Source organism: Falsiroseomonas sp. HW251, from assembly GCF_050563545.1.
Taxonomy (GTDB): Bacteria; Pseudomonadota; Alphaproteobacteria; order Acetobacterales; family Acetobacteraceae; genus Falsiroseomonas.
Window position 1 is genome coordinate 47754 of record NZ_JBNXUM010000028.1, and the last position, 15747, is coordinate 63500.

General features: G+C 71.3%; 18 protein-coding genes. 4 read left to right on the forward strand and 14 right to left on the reverse strand.

From position 1 onward, the window contains the following. The first annotated feature begins 156 nt into the window (after nucleotides 1-156). Entirely contained in the window at nucleotides 157-942 is a 786-nt protein-coding gene (locus tag ACLF3M_RS26735; protein WP_430660049.1) for an alpha/beta fold hydrolase, read from the forward strand. A gap of 7 nt (nucleotides 943-949) precedes the next feature. Continuing rightward, a complete protein-coding gene (locus tag ACLF3M_RS26740; RefSeq protein ID WP_430660050.1) occupies nucleotides 950-1564 on the forward strand; it encodes a flavin reductase family protein in 615 nt (204 codons plus the stop codon). On the opposite strand, the gene ACLF3M_RS26745 is transcribed toward ACLF3M_RS26740, so the two are convergent. From ACLF3M_RS26745 to ACLF3M_RS26810, 14 genes are read right to left on the reverse strand one after another with little or no spacing between them, the layout of a single operon-like run. Next, nucleotides 1565-2542 carry a Bug family tripartite tricarboxylate transporter substrate binding protein gene (locus tag ACLF3M_RS26745; protein ID WP_430660051.1) on the reverse strand — a complete coding sequence of 326 codons (978 nt, stop codon included), beginning with the start codon at nucleotides 2540-2542 and terminating at the stop codon, nucleotides 1565-1567. It lies immediately after the preceding gene. Then, nucleotides 2539-3090: a hypothetical protein gene (locus ACLF3M_RS26750; RefSeq protein WP_430660052.1), complete on the reverse strand. Its 552-nt coding sequence runs from the start codon at nucleotides 3088-3090 to the stop codon at nucleotides 2539-2541. The genes ACLF3M_RS26745 and ACLF3M_RS26750 overlap by 4 nt, the downstream gene beginning before the upstream one ends. Beyond that, nucleotides 3087-4367, reverse strand: a complete 1281-nt coding sequence (locus ACLF3M_RS26755; RefSeq protein ID WP_430660053.1) for a 3-isopropylmalate dehydratase large subunit — start codon at nucleotides 4365-4367, stop codon at nucleotides 3087-3089. Before ACLF3M_RS26755 ends, ACLF3M_RS26750 begins: the two co-directional genes overlap by 4 nt. Continuing rightward, entirely contained in the window at nucleotides 4364-5374 is a 1011-nt protein-coding gene (locus tag ACLF3M_RS26760; protein WP_430660054.1) for an alpha/beta fold hydrolase, read from the reverse strand. The genes ACLF3M_RS26755 and ACLF3M_RS26760 overlap by 4 nt, the downstream gene beginning before the upstream one ends. Nucleotides 5375-5387: 13 nt before the next feature. After that, nucleotides 5388-6125 carry a GntR family transcriptional regulator gene (locus ACLF3M_RS26765; protein ID WP_430660055.1) on the reverse strand — a complete coding sequence of 246 codons (738 nt, stop codon included), beginning with the start codon at nucleotides 6123-6125 and terminating at the stop codon, nucleotides 5388-5390. Further along, complete coding sequence (locus ACLF3M_RS26770) at nucleotides 6118-7044, reverse strand: 2-hydroxyacid dehydrogenase (RefSeq protein WP_430660056.1); 927 nt, start codon at nucleotides 7042-7044, stop codon at nucleotides 6118-6120. Before ACLF3M_RS26770 ends, ACLF3M_RS26765 begins: the two co-directional genes overlap by 8 nt. Before the next feature lie 2 nt (nucleotides 7045-7046). Next, nucleotides 7047-7823, reverse strand: coding sequence for an enoyl-CoA hydratase/isomerase family protein (locus ACLF3M_RS26775; protein WP_430660057.1), 777 nt, complete (start codon nucleotides 7821-7823; stop codon nucleotides 7047-7049). Beyond that, nucleotides 7820-8785, reverse strand: a complete 966-nt coding sequence (locus ACLF3M_RS26780) for a Bug family tripartite tricarboxylate transporter substrate binding protein (RefSeq protein WP_430660058.1) — start codon at nucleotides 8783-8785, stop codon at nucleotides 7820-7822. Before ACLF3M_RS26780 ends, ACLF3M_RS26775 begins: the two co-directional genes overlap by 4 nt. Next, nucleotides 8782-9861 carry a Bug family tripartite tricarboxylate transporter substrate binding protein gene (locus tag ACLF3M_RS26785; protein WP_430660059.1) on the reverse strand — a complete coding sequence of 360 codons (1080 nt, stop codon included), beginning with the start codon at nucleotides 9859-9861 and terminating at the stop codon, nucleotides 8782-8784. The genes ACLF3M_RS26780 and ACLF3M_RS26785 overlap by 4 nt, the downstream gene beginning before the upstream one ends. Nucleotides 9862-9866: 5 nt before the next feature. After that, nucleotides 9867-10838: a Bug family tripartite tricarboxylate transporter substrate binding protein gene (locus ACLF3M_RS26790; protein WP_430660060.1), complete on the reverse strand. Its 972-nt coding sequence runs from the start codon at nucleotides 10836-10838 to the stop codon at nucleotides 9867-9869. 25 nt (nucleotides 10839-10863) lie between these two features. Continuing rightward, nucleotides 10864-11706 (reverse strand): amidohydrolase family protein, encoded by an 843-nt coding sequence (locus ACLF3M_RS26795; protein ID WP_430660061.1) that lies wholly within the window; start codon nucleotides 11704-11706, stop codon nucleotides 10864-10866. After that, nucleotides 11703-12296, reverse strand: coding sequence for a carboxymuconolactone decarboxylase family protein (locus ACLF3M_RS26800; protein ID WP_430660062.1), 594 nt, complete (start codon nucleotides 12294-12296; stop codon nucleotides 11703-11705). The genes ACLF3M_RS26795 and ACLF3M_RS26800 overlap by 4 nt, the downstream gene beginning before the upstream one ends. Next, nucleotides 12296-13504 carry a CaiB/BaiF CoA transferase family protein gene (locus tag ACLF3M_RS26805; RefSeq protein ID WP_430660063.1) on the reverse strand — a complete coding sequence of 403 codons (1209 nt, stop codon included), beginning with the start codon at nucleotides 13502-13504 and terminating at the stop codon, nucleotides 12296-12298. Before ACLF3M_RS26805 ends, ACLF3M_RS26800 begins: the two co-directional genes overlap by 1 nt. A 3-nt stretch (nucleotides 13505-13507) precedes the next feature. Then, nucleotides 13508-14116 (reverse strand): glutathione S-transferase, encoded by a 609-nt coding sequence (locus ACLF3M_RS26810; RefSeq protein ID WP_430660064.1) that lies wholly within the window; start codon nucleotides 14114-14116, stop codon nucleotides 13508-13510. A gap of 108 nt (nucleotides 14117-14224) precedes the next feature. On the opposite strand from ACLF3M_RS26810, the gene ACLF3M_RS26815 reads away from it, so the two are divergent. Together ACLF3M_RS26815 and ACLF3M_RS26820 are read left to right on the forward strand one after the other, a co-directional pair. Then, nucleotides 14225-15094, forward strand: coding sequence for a fumarate hydratase (locus ACLF3M_RS26815; protein ID WP_430660065.1), 870 nt, complete (start codon nucleotides 14225-14227; stop codon nucleotides 15092-15094). Continuing rightward, nucleotides 15028-15720 carry a fumarate hydratase C-terminal domain-containing protein gene (locus ACLF3M_RS26820; protein WP_430660066.1) on the forward strand — a complete coding sequence of 231 codons (693 nt, stop codon included), beginning with the start codon at nucleotides 15028-15030 and terminating at the stop codon, nucleotides 15718-15720. Before ACLF3M_RS26815 ends, ACLF3M_RS26820 begins: the two co-directional genes overlap by 67 nt. Nucleotides 15721-15747: the final 27 nt, after the last annotated feature.

Sequence of the window (15747 nt, forward strand, 5' to 3'; positions counted from 1 at the left end):
CCTGCCCTTCGGGCCGCGGCGCGTCATCGGTGGTTCCTCGCACCCAGTGACGTTCGACGTTGCCGCGATCGTCCCGACGGGTCAATGAGCAGCGCGATCCCGCCGGTGCCGGGCGAGGGCATGGTGCCCTCCCCTCGTCGCGCTATGATCGCGCGCATGACGGAAGCAAGCCGGATCCTGCACCTGCCCGCCGGTCCGCTCGAGGTCACGGTCCAGGGCGAGGGGCCGACGCTGGTGCTGCTGCCCTCGCTCGGCCGCGGGCAGGAGGATTTCGATGGGATCGCGGTGCCGCTGCTTGCCGCGGGGCTGCGGCTGCTGCGGCCGGAGCCCCGCGGGATCGGGCGGTCCGCACCGCTCGCGCCTGGTGCGACACTGCATGACATGGCGGCCGACGTCGCGGCGGCGCTGCGCATGCTGGGCGGCGCGCCGGCGCTGGCGGCGGGTCACGCGGCGGGGAACTGGGTGGCGCGCACGCTGGCGCATGATGAGCCCGGGCTGGTGAAGGGCGTCGCTATGCTGGCCGCAGTGATCGGCGGGGAGTCGCCGCCGGACATCCGCGCTTCCATCGATGCCTGCGCGGATGCCTCGCTGCCAGATGCGGTGCGGCTGCATCACCTGGCGCGCGCCTATTTCGCGCCGGGCCACGATGCGCGGGTGTGGCTGGCGGGCTGGCACAGGGACGTCGCCCTGGCGCAGCGCCGCGCGAGCCAGGCGACGACGGACAGGGCCTGGCTGCGGGCGGCGGAACGCGTGCCGCTGCTCTATGTCGGTGCCGAGCATGACGTGATCTCCCCGCCGCCGACGCGCGATGCGCTGCGCGGCCAGGTCGGGCCGCTGGCGGAGGTCGTCGTCATCCCCGATGCCGGCCACGCGCTGCTGCCGGAACAACCGGAAGCGACGGCCCGCGCGCTGGTGGACTTCGCGCGGCACCTGTGGTCCTGATCGCCGCATGCTGTTCGACTTCACCGCCCTGCCCAGGGACGCGCGCGCCAAGCTGCTGAGCGCGACGGTCGTGCCGCGCCCGATCGCCTGGGTCGTCACGCGTCACGCCGACGGGCGCTGCAACGCCGCGCCGTTCTCCTTCTTCAACGTGGTCTCGACGGAACCGCCGCTGCTCTGCATCGGCATGGCCGCGCGGCTGGGGGAGGACAAGGACAGCCTCGCCAATGTGCGGCGCGACGGGCAGTTCGTGGTGAACATGGTGACCCAGGCGTTGGCGGAGGCGATGAACCTCACCTCGGCCGAACATGGGCCGGAGGTGGACGAAATGGCGCTCGTTGGGCTGGGCCAGGTGGCGTCCACCAAGGTCGCGCCGCCGCGCATCGCCGGCGCGCCGGTCGCCTTCGAATGCGAGGTGTTCCGGATCGTGGACCTGCCCGCCGGCGGCGCGGTGGTGCTGGGGCAGGTTCTCGCGATGCATGTGGACGATGCCGGCATGCTGGACGCCGAGCGGCACCACGTGGACACGCCGGCGCTGAAGCTGCTGGGGCGCATGCAAGGCAGCGGGTATGTCAGGCCGACCGACACCTTCGAGATGCCGCGGCCGCCCAAGCCATCGCGGTGACTATTCGAGTTTCACGTTGCCGAGCTGCGCCGCCCGGCGGTTGATCTCCATCTCCTCGCGGATCACGGCGCCGTAGTTGGCGGGCGTCACCTGGTCCGCCGGCGGGATCCAGGCGCCGAGCTCCGTCAGGCGCTGCCTGACCGTGGCATCGCGCATCGCGGCGACCAGCGCGTCGCGCAGCTTGCCGATGGTGTCCTCCGGGGTGCCGGCGGGGGCGAGGACGCCGACCGTCGTGCTGATCTCGGGCTCCGCGATGCCGGCCTCGCGCAGCGTCTCGACCTCCGGCACCAGGGAGGATCGCTGGGCGGAGGCGATGCCGATGATGCGCGCGCGGCCGTCGGCATGCATCTGCAGTGCCGACGAAAGCTGGTCGAAGACGACCGGGATCGTGCCGGCGATCAGGTCGTTCAGCGCCGGGCCGGTGCCGCGATAGGGGACATGCACGAAGCCGGCGCCGCTGCCGGCGTTGAACAGCTCCATCGCGAGATGCGCGCCCGATCCGATGCCGGCGGTGCCGACGGACAACCCGCCGCGCGTGGCCTTCGACAGGGCGACAAGCTCCGCAAGGGTGCGGACGGGCAGGTCCTTCTTGACCATGACGACGACCGGCACGCGATAGCACATGCCGACCGGCGCGAGGTCCTTCAGCGGGTCATAGGGGAGCCGGTCCATGGCGACCGGGAAGATCGAGACCGGCGCCGTGCCGGTGATCAGCGTGGTGTAGCCATCGGGGCGCGAGCGCGCGACGGATTCCGTGCCGACGATACCGCCCGCGCCGGCGCGGTTCTCCACCACGATCTGCTGTCCCAGCGCCTGGCTCATCGCGGGCTGTATCAGGCGCGCGGTGAAGTCCACGTTGCCGCCGGGCGGGAAGGCCACGACCATGCGCACGGGCCGGTCGGGGAAGGACTGGGCGCGCGCCTGCGTGGCAAGCGCGAGGCCGACGGTGGCGAGCGTCGCCGTGCGGCGCGTGATCATGCGGGGGTTCCTCCTGCGGCGTCGGCGGCGCGGCGCGCCGCGAATTCGCGTTCCAGCAGCGGGATGACGCCGCCCGCCTGCCAGATCTGCACCATGCGGGGTGAGAACGGCTTCGCCTGCAGCACGCTGCCGGACGGCAGCGTCACCGTGCCCGTCGCGGGATCGGCGCCGATGACCTCGCCATCCCGCACCGCGGCCGCGATGCCGGGGCAGGTCATGATGGGCAGGCCGGTGTTGAGCGCGCGGCGGATGAAGGTCGCCTCACAGGATTCCACGACCACGACCGCGATGCCGGAGGCGCGGATGGCGACGCTGACCTCGACATGGTTGTGGTGGGCGAAGTTGTGGCCGCCGACGACGATGTCGCCCGACCGCACCTGGCCCGGGAATTCAGGGCGCAGGCGGCGGAAGCACATGGCGCGCAGCGCGGCCTCGTCCGGTTCCTTGCCGAAGCTCTCGCGCACGATCGAGTAGTCGATGATGCCGTCGTCGCCGCAGACGTCGTCGCCGAACTTCCAGACGCGGCCCTTCGGGATGGCGTGGGTCATGCGCGCGACTCCGCCAGCATGGGGCGCGGGTCCACGATCTCACCGGCGACGGCAGAGGCCGCGACGACATGCGGGCCGGCGAGATAGACCCGCGAGGACCGCGCGCCGTTGCGGCCGTGGTAGTTGAACTGCTGAGTGGAGATCGAGACCTCGTTGTCGTTCAGCACGCCCTGATAGCCCCAGCAGGTCGTGCAGCCCGGCGCGAGCACCGCAGCGCCGGCCTCGGCCAGGATCTCCAGCAGGCCTTCGCGCGCGGCCTGGGCGTAGACGTTGCGGCTGCCCGGCGTGACGTAGAGCGTGACATGCGGCGCGACGCGGCGGCCGCGCAGGATGCGCGCGGCGGCGCGGAGGTCATCGAGCCGCCCACCCGCGCAGGACCCGATCGAGGCCTGGTCGATGCGCCTGCCCGCGGTCTGCTCCACCGGCACGGCAGCATGCGCGTCGGGCGGCACGGTGACCATCGGCGCAACGTCGCCGATGTCGTAGTGGAGTTCCGCGACGTAGGACGCGCCGGGATCGGCGCGCACCACCTGCCAGGGCCGGCCCTGGTCACGTTCGCGGACATAGTGCAGCGCGACCTCGTCGGCCTCCATGATCCCGGTATAGGCGCCGGAGTGGAACAGGCTCGCCAGCAGCGTCTGCCGGTCGTCGAGGCTCAGCGCCGACAGCGCGGGCCCATCGAACTCCACGCAGCATTGCAGCAGCCGCCCGCCCGGCGTCGCGTCGGCCAGGATGTGCTGGATCACGTCGCGCGCGGTGACGCCGAAGCCGAGCGCCCCCGTCAGCGTGATGCGCGCGGAAGGCGGCACCGCCAGCCAGTTCTCGTCCAGGATCAGGGAAACCAGCACCTCGGTCGAGATCGGGATGTTCAGCGCGTTCAGCGCGCCGATCGAGGCGATGTTGCCCTCGTCGGAGAAGACCAGCGTGCCCGGCCGCGCGAAGCCGCGTTCGGTCAGCACCAGGTGCCGCAGCCCGTTGCCCGGGCCGAAGAAGGTCTCGATCCCCTGCTTCGCGCACCAGTCGCGCAGCGTGCGATGGGTCTCGTGGTGGTGGCTGCCCATCGCGCCGGCCGTCGAATGGTCGATGACCATGATCGCCTTGTCGGGGCGCGGGATCCGCTCGACGCCGATTCGCTCGAGGTTGCGCTTGTGGCCGGGCCAGAAGAGCTCCTGGCAGGCAGTGTAGTCAGCGGAGACCGTGACATAGTCGCCGGGCTCGACGGTCTCCTGCCCGCAATGCGCGGCGATGATCTTCTGCGCGATGGTGCGCGGGGTCATCGCCACAGCCCCCGCCCCGCGAGCCAGTCCTGGATCAGCTGCGCGGTCTCGTCGCCGTTCCGGTCCATCATGATCATGTGGCTGTTGCCGCGGATGCCGCGCGACGGCAGGTCCACATCCTCCACCTGGCCGCCGGCGGCGCGGATCGCGTCGGAGAAGCGGCGGGCGTTGCGGCGGATGACGGACCAGCGGGGATCGGCGTCCACATAGTCGCCATAGATCAGCAATTGCGGGATGTCCTTGAGCTTCGCCGCGTCCGTCTCCACGCCGGTGCCGGCGGGCTCCACCAGGACCAGCGCGCGGAACAGGTCGGGCCGGCGCTGCGCCACCTGCCAGGCGAAGGCGCCGCCCTGGCTGTGCGCGACCACGGCGCTGGGGCCGACACGCTCCAGCAGCGCGATGTAGGCCGCGATCACGTCCTCGTCCGTGTTGAGGTAGCGCGGCACGACCTGGCGCATGAAGGCGGTGTAGCTCTCGCGGTCCGTCGGGAACTGGTTGCCGGGCAGCGTCGTGCCGCGCGCGAAGGACCCCGCGCCGTCGCCGATGCGGAAGCGCTCCCACGGGTTGAAGCTCGGCAGGAAGACCGGTGGGGAGAAGATGTCGGGCGACATCGCGGTGCCTGAACGCCCGCGTTCCACGGCATCGGTGACATAGGTCGCCCAGCCCCGGCGGAGGAAGAAGTGCAGCCAGCCCTCTCGCCCGTCGGGCGTGGTCTCGTAGGTCACGCCCGTGAGGTAGGCGCCGTGCCACAGCATCAGCGGCACCTGGCCGCGCATCGGCGCCGGCACCATGAATTGCGCGTACATCCCGCCCACGACATAGGTGCCGTTGGGGTCGATGCGCAGCGGCGCGCCGCCGACCGTCGGGAGGTATTCGATGACGGGCTTGCCCGAGATCTCGACCTGCCGCCCGCCGACATGGAAGGAGCCGAAGCGGTCGAGCGTGATCGGCTGGGCCAGCGCCGGTGCGGCGAGACAGAGCCAGGCGAGAAGTCCCGCTGATCTCATGGGGCCAGGCTCCTCAGCGCAGCTTGATGTCAATGCGGACGAGGTCGCCGCGATAGAGGCCGTCGGCGACGAGGATGCGCACGCCGCGCTGGTCCACGGCGACGCGATGCACCAGCGCGACCGGCGCGTTCAGCGGGATGTGCAGCGCGGCCGCGGTCTCGACATCCGCGCTGCCGATGGTCAGGGTCTGGCGCGCATCGGCAATCCTCACCCCGGGGATGCCGGCGGCGAGCTTCAGCGCGGTCTTGCTGCGCAGATCGGCCTCGCTGACCCTGGGCGAGAGGCGCTCGTCCAGCCAGACATCGGCCAGCAGGAAGGGCTGGCCGTCGCGCGCATGACGACGGCGGATGTGGCGATAGAGCGGCGCGGGCGTGCCGATCCCGGCCTGCGGCACCGGCGCGCCGGCGCTGCCGGGCTCGTCCGACAGGATCTCGATCTCGGCGCCGTCGCGGGACCGCAGCAGCCCCGACCAGTCCGTCTCGACCTCGCACCACAATCGGTTCGGCGCGGCGCGGACGAAGGTGCCCTTGGCGCGGAAGCGCTCGATCAGCCCGTCGGCCTCCAGCAGGTCCAGCGCCTGGCGGATCGTCGCGCGCGCCACGCCGTATTCCGCGGCGAGCTCGTCCACCGTCGGGATCTGCGCGCCGGTGCGCCAGGCCCCCTGCTCGATGCGCCGCCTGAACAGGGTCGCGAGCTGGATATAGCGCGAGACCGCGCTGCGGTTGAGGTCGATGATCGCGGCCTTAGGCATGGCGTGCGACGTCGGTGAAGTCGCGCCCTTCGCGGAAGGCCTCGATGTCGCCGAGGATGCGCGCGATCACGGCGGCGCGCGTCTCGTAGGTGATGGAGGAGGAATGCGGCTCCAGCACCACGTTCTCGAGCAACAGGAAGCGCGGGTCGAGCTTCGGTTCGGTTGCGAAGACGTCGAGGCCAGCCGCGGCGATGGTGCCGTTCTGCAGCGCGGCGATCAGCGCGTCCTCGTCCACCACGCCGCCGCGGGCGACGTTGACGAAGACGCCGCGCGGGCCCAGCGCCTTCAGCACCGCTGCGTCCACCATGCCGTTGGTCTCCGCGCCGCCGGGGACAGCCATGATCAGCACGTCGGACCGCTGCGCCAGGTCGCGGAGATCAGGCACGTAGTCCCAGGCGATCTCCGGCTTCGGCCGCGGCCCCATCCAGGCGACGGCCATGCCGAGGCCCGCGCAGCGCCGCGCGATGGCCTGGCCGATCCTGCCCATCCCTGCGATTCCCGCGGCCTTGCGGTGCAGGCTGATGGACGGCGCGATGCGTTCCGCGCCCCAACGCCCGGCACGGACGAAGCGGTCGGCCTCCGCGATGCGGCGCGCGGCGGCGTACATCAGGCCGATCGCGGCGTCCGCCACGTCCTCCGTCATGACGTCGGGGGTGTAGCCGACCTTGATGCCACGCCTGGCCGCGGCGGGCAGGTCGGACTTCTCCAGGCCCGTGCCCTGGCTCGCGATCATCCTCACATCCGGCAGGCGATCGAGCTGGGCCGCGGTGAAGCCGGCGATGGCGGTGGTGACCGCGATGCGGAAACCCGGGCGCGGGACGTCGTTCGGCTTGTCGTCCACGAGGTCGTAATGCTCGGCGAGTGCCGCGCGCAGGTCAGCGGGGATCGGCACCAGCAGCAGGATCGGTTCGCGCGCCATGATCAGCGCCCCTTGAAGACGGGCTTGCGCTTCTCCGCGAAGGCGCGCCAGGCCTCCTGCGTGTCCTCGGTCGAGGCGAGGGCGACGGTCTGCGACTGCTCGAAGCGGTAGCCTTCGTGCAGCGGCATGTATTCCGTGACCTGGAAGGACTTCTTCGCGGCCTGGACGGCGAGCGGCACCTTGGCCGCGATCTCGCGCCCGATCTTCTGCGCCTCGGCCAGCAGGGCGTCGCGCGGCAGGCAGAGCGAGGCCGCGTTCATCCGCAGCAGCTCCGGCCCCGTCATCCGGCGCGCGGTGTAGATCATCAGCCGCGCATCGGATTCGCCGAGGTGGCGGCGCACATGCTTCACGCCGCCCGCGAGACCAACGTCAACCTCCGTCATGGAGAGATACGCGTCCTCCGCCACCAGGATGATGTCTGCGCAGAGCGCCAGCACGCAGCCCGCGCCGATGCCCAGGCCATTGACCGCGGCGATCACGGGCTTCTGGCATTCCATCACGCTGTCGAAGACAGCGCGCGTCAGGCGGTTGTGGCGGGGATAGGCGCCGGGCTCGCCCGCGATGTTGGGGCGTTCCTTCAGGTCGGCGCCGGCGCAGAAGGCCTTGCCGGCGCCGGTCAGCACCACGGCGCGGACGTCCGCGCGGTCGTGCAGCTCGTCGAAGACGCGCACGATCTCCTCGCGCATCGCGCGGTTCATGGCGTTGACGGGCGGGCGATCCAGCGTGACGGTCGCGACGTAGTCCGCGACCTCCAGCTTCAAGGTTTCGTAGTCGCTCATTCCGCGCGTATCCCCGCAGCTTCGATCACCTGTTTCCACCGCGCGCTCTCCGCGGCGATGGTCGCGGCCAGTTCCTCGGGCGTGGAGGGCGTGGCTTCCTCGCCCAGCGCCTCCATCCGCGCGCGGTAGGCGGGGTCATTCAGGATGCCGACGATCGCCTGGTTGAGCCGCGCGACGATCGGCGCCGGCGTGCCGCCGGTGGTCGCGACGTAGTTGAAGGGCGCGGCGTCGAAGCCGGGCAGCGTCTCGGCCAGGGCGGGCAGGTCGGCAGCGAGCGCGGATCGCTGCGGCGTCGTGACGCCGAGCGCGCGCAGGCTGCCCGCGCGCGAGGGCGGCAGCAGGATCGAGAGCGTGTCGAGTGCCATGCTGACATTCCCCGCCAGCAGGTCCGTCATGGCGGGACCGGTGCCGCGGTACGGCACGTGCGTGATGTCGATCTGCGCGAGGAACTTCAGCATCTCGCCCGCGAGGTGCGACGACGAGCCGATGCCGGAAGTGGCGAAGGTCAGCGTGCCCGGCCGCGCCTTGGCGAGCGCGATGAGCTCCGCGACGTCCCGCGCCTGGATCGAGGGATGGATCGCCAGCAGATTGGGCGCGCGCTTGTAGCCCGAGACCGGCGCAAAATCGCGCACGGGATCATACGGCACGCCGCGCATCAGCCAGGGGTTCACGATCTGTGGGCCGGGCGTGCCGTAGAGCAGCGTGTGACCATCCGGCGTCGCGCGGGCCACGACCTGCGCGCCGATGGTCGCACCGCCGCCCGGGCGGTTCTCCACCACGACGGGCTGGCCGAGCACGCCGGCCAGCGGCTCCGCCAGCTGCCGCGCGCTGGCGTCAGCGGAGCCGCCGGCGGCGAAGGGGCAGATCATGCGGATCGGGCGGTTCGGGAACGCGCCCTGCGCCAGCGCGGGCAGCGGCAGTACGATGCCGGCGGCGAGGATGGTGCGGCGTCTCGTCTTCATTCGATGGTGATCCGCTGGGCCGTGATGACGCCACGCCAGCGCTCGATCTCCTCGGCGACCATGGCGGCGAGTTCCTCCGGCGTGCCGCCCAGCGCCTCCGATCCCAGCGAGGCCAGGCGCTCGCGCACCGAGGGCATGCGCAGCGCCTGGTTCACTGCAGCGTTCATGGCGTGGATGGCCGGGGGCGGCGCGCCGGCGGTGACGACGAGGTAGTTGAAGGACGCCTCGTGATAGCCCGGCAGGGTGCGCGCGATGGGCGGCAGTTCCGGCGCGATCTCAGCGGGGTCACGCGTGCTGACCGCCAGCGCCTTCAGGCGGTTGTCGCGTACAAGCGGGATCAACGAGGCCGCGGTGTCCAACGTGAAGTCCACGCGGCCACCGATGATGTCCTGCACGCCGGGCGCGGTGCCGCGATAGGGAATGTGCAGCAGCTCGATCCCCGCCATCTGCGCGAACAGCGCGGCGGCGAGGTGCGCCGACGATCCGATGCCGGAGCTGCAATACGTCACCTGCCCCGGCCGCGCCTTCGCCATCGCGATCAGCCCCGCGACGTCGGTGGCCGGAAAGTCCGGCCGCACCACCAGCAGCTTCGGCGAGCGGATCAGCGCGGCCAGCGGCGCGAAGTCCTTCTGTGCGTCGTATTGCAGGTTCCGGATCATCAAGGGATTGAGGATCTGGATCGGCGGCGGGCAATACAGCATCGTCGCCTCGGCGGCCGGCGCGCGTGCCACCTGCACCGCGGCGATCTGTCCGTTGGCGCCGGGCCTGTTCTCCACCACCACGGTCTGGCCGAGGATGCGTCCCATCGGCTCCGCCACCATCCGCGCGACGGTGTCGGCGGTGCCGCCCGGCGTGACGGGGATGATCATGCGGAGCGGCTTGTCCGGCGACCAGGATTGCGCGCGCGCGACGGACGGCGCGGTGAGGGCGGCCAGGATGGCTCCGCCCGCTGCCAGGACCGACCTGCGGGCGGCATCGCCGGCCGAGGCCGCGAACGCGGCCCGCCGGCAGTCCGGCGAGCCAAGCTCGCGGAGCGGGCGTCCGGCGCTTGAGGGCAACACGCTGCGGCGCTTCATCGCGACTATTCCAGCCTCGCGCCGGTGGCGCGCACGACTTCGCCCCAGGTGGCGTAGGTCTCGCGGATGAAGGCGGCGAACTGCTCGGGCGTGCTGCCGACGATGCGGCCGCCCTGCTCCGTCAGCGTCCGCCTGGCATCGGGATCCTGCAGCGCGGCCTGCACACCCTCATACAGCTTCGCGACGCGGTCGGGGGGGATGCGGGCCGGGCCGAGCACGCCGTACCAGGTCTCGCTGATCATATTGGGGACGCCGGCCTCGATCGCGGTGGGCACATCGGGCAGGATCTCCAGCCGGTCGGCGGAGGTGACGGCAAGCGCGGGCACCGCGCCGGCGCGCACATGGCCGATCAGCGCGGGCACGTCGGCCGCCAGGATCTGAATGCGGCCCGCCAGCAGGTCCGTCACTGCCGGCGCGGCGCCGCCATAGGGCACGTGCTCGATGTCGATGCCGGCGCGCAGCTTCAGCAGCTCGCCCGCCATGTGCAGCGAGGAGCCGATGCCGGCGGAGCCGAAGGCGAGCCGCCCGGGCCGCGCCTTCGCCATGGCGACGAGATCCGCCAGCGTCCGCGTGCCGAGGTTCGGCGCGACCGAGATGATCTGCGGGACCGCGAGCACCTGGCTGATGGGCGTGAGGTCGCGCAGCGGGTCGTAGGGCATGTTGGTGCGGAGATGCGGCAGGATGACGATGGCGCCGCTGGACGCCATCACCACGCTGTAGCCGTCCGGCCGCGACTTCGCGACGGCATCCACGCCGATCGCGCCGCCGGCGCCGGGCCGCGCTTCCACCACGACGGGCTTGCCGAGCTTCTCGCTCATCGCGCGGCCCACGACGCGCGCGATGATGTCGGCGGGGCCGCCGGCCGCGAAGGGCACGATCATGCGGATGGGCTGGTCGGGGAAGGCGGCCTGCGCCGCGGCCCGACCCGCCAGCGCGGGCGCGGCCAGCAAGGCCAGCGCGGTCCTCCGGTTCAGCATGTCGTGTCCTCCCGTTCGTTCCTGCTCAGAAGCCGAAAAGCCGCGCCGGATTGTCGACCAGGATCCGGCGCGCCAGCGTGTCGTCGTCCAGCCAGTCGAGGAAGCGATCGAGCATCGCGCCCGCATCCGGCGGCGGCTCCATCCGGACATAGGGCCAATCGGAGCCCCAGAGGATGCGGTCGGGATTGGCCGCGACCAGACGTTCCTGCACGCGGCGCCGGTCGGCGTCCGGCGCGCGCACGCGGCAGAGCGTCGCTTTGACCCAGAGATCGCCGCCGCGGAGGTGATCGAGGATGGTCGCCAGCGCGGGATCGTCGGCGCCGGCGGGCATGGCGAGGTGATCGAGCACGATCGGCAGCCGCATCCGCATCAGCGATGGCAGCAGTTCCGCGCATCGCGCCGCGGCGGCCCAGAGATGTGCCTGCCAGCCGAGTGCGCGCAGGCGCGGCGCGAGCTTCTCCAGCGTCTCGACGCCGATGCTGCCGGGGTAGCGGCCGGTGCCGGAGGGCGCCGGCATCTCCACGAAGCGCAGCGCGCGGATGCCGGCGTCGTGCCAGGCGGCGAGCGTCGCGTCCGCGACGGTCTCGTCGGCGATCATCACACCGCGGAGCGATGCGTCGCGCGAGAGGGCATCGAGCAGGCAGGCGGGATCGCGACCATAGGGCGCGGCCTGCACCAGCACGGCGCGCGGACAGCCGAGCGTCGCTCGCATGGCCTGGTGGATGCCGAGCGAGGCGAGCGGCAGCGCGTAGGGTGCCGGGCCGTTGGGGAAGCGGGCGTCGAAGACATGGGTGTGCGTGTCGCAGGCGCCGTCCGGCACGGCGCGCCGAGGCTTCGTGACGGCGGGGGCCGCGACGCGGTCGGTCACCGCCGGCGTTCCGGCAGCGCGAACAGGCCGCGCTCGGGCGGGGTCAGGGGATCGCGCTCACCATCGGGCAGCGGGACGCCATGCGCGTTCAGCGTCATGGAGACCATGGTGTAGTAGCCGATCAGCGCGGTGAGCTCGACGACGCCTTTCACGCCGAAAGCGTCGCGCGCGGCGGCGTAGGCGGCGTCGGAGACGCGGCCGTCATGCTGCAATTCGCGCGCGAAGTCGTAGACCGCGGCTTCCCCCGCATCGGCAATGTAGGGCGCGCGGCCGTCCCTGATGGCGTCGAGCACCGCGACGGAAACGCCTGCCTGTTCGGCCGCGCGCGCATGCACGAACCACTCGACCTGGCTGCTCCAGCGCCGGCCGGTGACGCAGATCGCGAGTTCCGACAAGCGCTTAGGCAGGGAGGTGTTGAAGCGCAGCGCCTCGCCCAGCGCGGACCAACGGCCGGCGAGTTCGGCATTGTGAATGGCGGCGCGCAGGGGCCCGATCACCTGGCCGCGCGGACCCGACACCACGCGGTCCCAGACCTCGCGCTGCGCGGCGTCGAGCTCGTCCCGGCCGGGCAGCGGGATGCGCGGCGCCATCAGATCACGCCCTTTGCGGACAGCGCCGCGCGGTCGTCGTCGCCCAGGCCAAGTTCGGCCAGCACGTCGTTCGTGTGTTGTCCCAGCGTCGGCGGCGGCCTGTCGAAGCTCAGCGGCGCGTCCTGCATGCGGATCGGGCTGACGATTTGCGGTACCCTGCCGGCGAGCGGATGCGGCAGGTGGCGGAGCATCTCGCGATGCCTGACCTGCGGGTCCTCCAAGACGTCGGGCACGGCATTGATCGGGCCGCAGGGTACGCCGGCGGCATCGAGCTTCGCGATGAGTTCGGCGCGGGTGAACTCGGAAAAGCGCTCGGCCAGCATCGGGGTCAGCGCGCCTTCGTTCTTCACGCGATCCTGGTTCCTGGCGAAGCGCGGATCGCGCGCCCAGTCGGCCCGGTCGATCGCCTCGCAGAGCTTCACGAACTGCCCGTCATTGCCGACGGCGAGCACGATGAAGCCGTCCTTCGCGGGGAAGACGTCCTGCGGCTGTATGTTGGGATGGCGGTTGCCCGCGCGGTGGGGCACGCGGCCGCCGACCAGGAAGTTCATGGCCTGGTTCGCGAGCATCCCCGACGCCACGTCGAGCATGGCGAGGTCGATCGTCTCGCCCTGCCCGGTCCGCTCGCGCTTCGCGATCGCGGCCAGGATCGCGACGGCGGCGTACATCCCCGTCATGAGGTCCACGATCGGCACGCCGACCTTCTGCGGCGCGCCGTCCTTCTCCCCGGTGATGGACATCAGGCCGCCCATCGCCTGGATCATGAAGTCGTAGGCCGCCTGGTCGCGGCGCGGGCCATCCTGGCCGAAGCCGGTGACGGAGCAGTAGATCAGGGATGGCTTGACCGCGCGCAGGCTGTCGGCGTCGAGGCCGTACCTTTGCAGCGCGCCGGCCTTAAAGTTCTCCACGACGACGTCGCAGCCTTCCGCAAGCTTCCTCACCAGCGCCTGCCCCTCGGGCATGGCGATGTCGATGGTGACGGACCGCTTGCCGCGGTTGACCGACAGGAAGTAGCCGGCCTCCTTCGTCGCGCTGCCGTCCTCGGCCTTCAGGAAGGGCGGGCCCCAGCTGCGGGTGTCGTCGCCGGCGCCAGGGCGCTCGATCTTGATGACGTCGGCGCCGAGGTCGGCCAGGATCTGCGTCGCCCAGGGCGCGGCCATGATGCGGCCAAGATCGAGCACGCGGATGTGGGAGAGCGCGCCGGCCATGCGTCAGGCATCCACGATCGGGGTTGCGCGCATCGAGGGCCGTTCCGCGAACCCGCTCTGCCAGGCCGACAGCTTCGGGCATCGCGCGCGCCAGCCGATTTCGGGGAAGCGGAAGTCCATGTAGTCGCCGGCGATGGCGATGGTGATCTGCGCGAGGCCGAGCGGCGCGGCGGCGATCGCCCCGGCTTCCGCCTCCAACGACTTCAGCACGGCGTCGGTCTTGAGCTGGAAGGCCTCGATCAGCTCGGTCATCGGCTGCCCCTTGGCGCGCTCGTTCCGCCAGAGGATGAGCAGGTCGAGGAAGCCGTTGGCGAGCGCGTGGCGCCGCAGCTCCGTCCAGCGCGCAGGGCCTTCGCGCGGGATCAGCCTGCCGCCGCCGGCCATGCTGTCGAGATACTCGACGATGACCGCGCTGTCGTAGAGCACCGTGCCGTCGTCCAGCACCATCGTCGGGATCTTGGCGAGCGGGTTGTCCGGCATCAGCTCGCGCGCGGGCTTCAGCATCGCGGCGACGGTGCGCTGCGTCGTGATGCGGTCGGCGAGCCCCAGCTCATGCGCCGCGACCATGACCTTGCGCACGAAGGGCGAGCGCGGGGACCAATGCAGCTTCATCCGGCGCACGCGCCTCCCTCGGGGTTTTGGTTCGTTAGGTCAGTCTTATGACCCTTTACGCCTGGCGCGTCCAGTCCCAGGATGCCGCCCGGGTTCGAGGAAACGTGCATGGCGATCACCTACGAGGCCGTGAAGGACCTCTCGGCGCAGCTCTACTCCTGGTCGCTGCGCAAGGTGCCGGACGACACCAAGCTCGGCCTGGAACGCGCGCTGGAACGCGAGACGCAGCCTGGCGCTCGCGAGATCCTGAAGATGATGCTGGGCAGCGCGCGCCGCGCGGAGCAGGACGACCGCTTCGTGTGCAGCGATTCCGGCGTGCCGGTCTTCCATGTCACGATCGGGACAGCGGCCAGGCTGGATGGCGACATCAAGGCCGCGATCTCCGACGGCTTCGACGAACTGGTCGAGACCATCAAGCCGCCGCTGCTGAAACACGTCACGAACCCGCTCACGAACGAGCGCGGCTTCAAGGGCAAGGACATGCCGCTGGTCACCTGGGACGTCGCGGGCGGCGCGGACTGGGTGGAGATCCTGTGCCAGCCCAAGGCGCTGGGATCGGGGCGCTGGGCGGCACTCGAGACCTTCTCCTTCCCGACGCTGGCCGAAATCGAGGCCTATGTGATGAAGGTCGTGATGCAGGCGGGATCGCAGCATTGCCCGCCGGTGATCATCGGCGTCGGAATCGGCGGCAGCTTCGACGTCGCGGCGAAGATCGCGAGCAAGGCGACGATGCGCCCCGTCGGCAGCGTGAACGAGGAGCCGGTGCTGGCCGCGATGGAGGATCGCCTGCTGGCCGCGGTGAACGCGACGGGGTTCGGGCCCATGGGCACGGGCGGCGACACCACGGCGCTGGCGGTGCATGTCGATTACGCGTCGGGTCACGGCTACACGCCGGTCGCGGTCTGCTTCAATTGCTGGATCAACCGCCGCACGCGCGCGCGCCTGCACGCCGACGGCAGCGTGGAGCGCTTCGAATGAGCGAGTTGCGCAGGATCCGCATGCCGATGACGCCAGACGAGGCGCGCACGCTGCGTGCCGGCGACGTGGTGCTGCTCGACGGGGAGATCGTGATCTCCGCGGGGCTGCCGACGCATCAGCGCCTGCTGGCGGCGGCGGAGAACGGGACGCCGCCGCCGATGGCGGTCGCGGGCGGGTCGCTGCTGCATCTCGGCTCCTACAGCCAGGATGCCGGGGATGGCGGGCTCGAGATCCTCTACATGAACCCCACGACCTCCACGCGCTTCAACGCGCTGATGCCGCGGCTGATCCGGCACTACGGGCTGACGGCGGTCGGCGGGAAGGGTGGGCTGGATGCGGGGTGCGTCGAGGCGATGCGGGAAGTCGGCTGCGTCTACTTCTCGTTCCTCGGCGGCGGCGCGCCGCTGCACACCACGGCGATCCGCGCGGTCAAGGAAGTGGCCTGCCCCGACCTGCCCGCGCATTACCGGCTGGTGCGGCTGACCGTCGAAGGGCTAGGGCCGGTGACGGTCGGGATCGACGCGCATGGGAACAGCGTCTTTGCCGAGCTGAAGAAGCAGGCGGAGGAGCGGATGCCCGCGATCCTGGCGGTGTTGGATGCGGAAAGGGCACGCGGGCTCTCGTAGGTCGCGCTCACCCCCACCCGGCCGCTT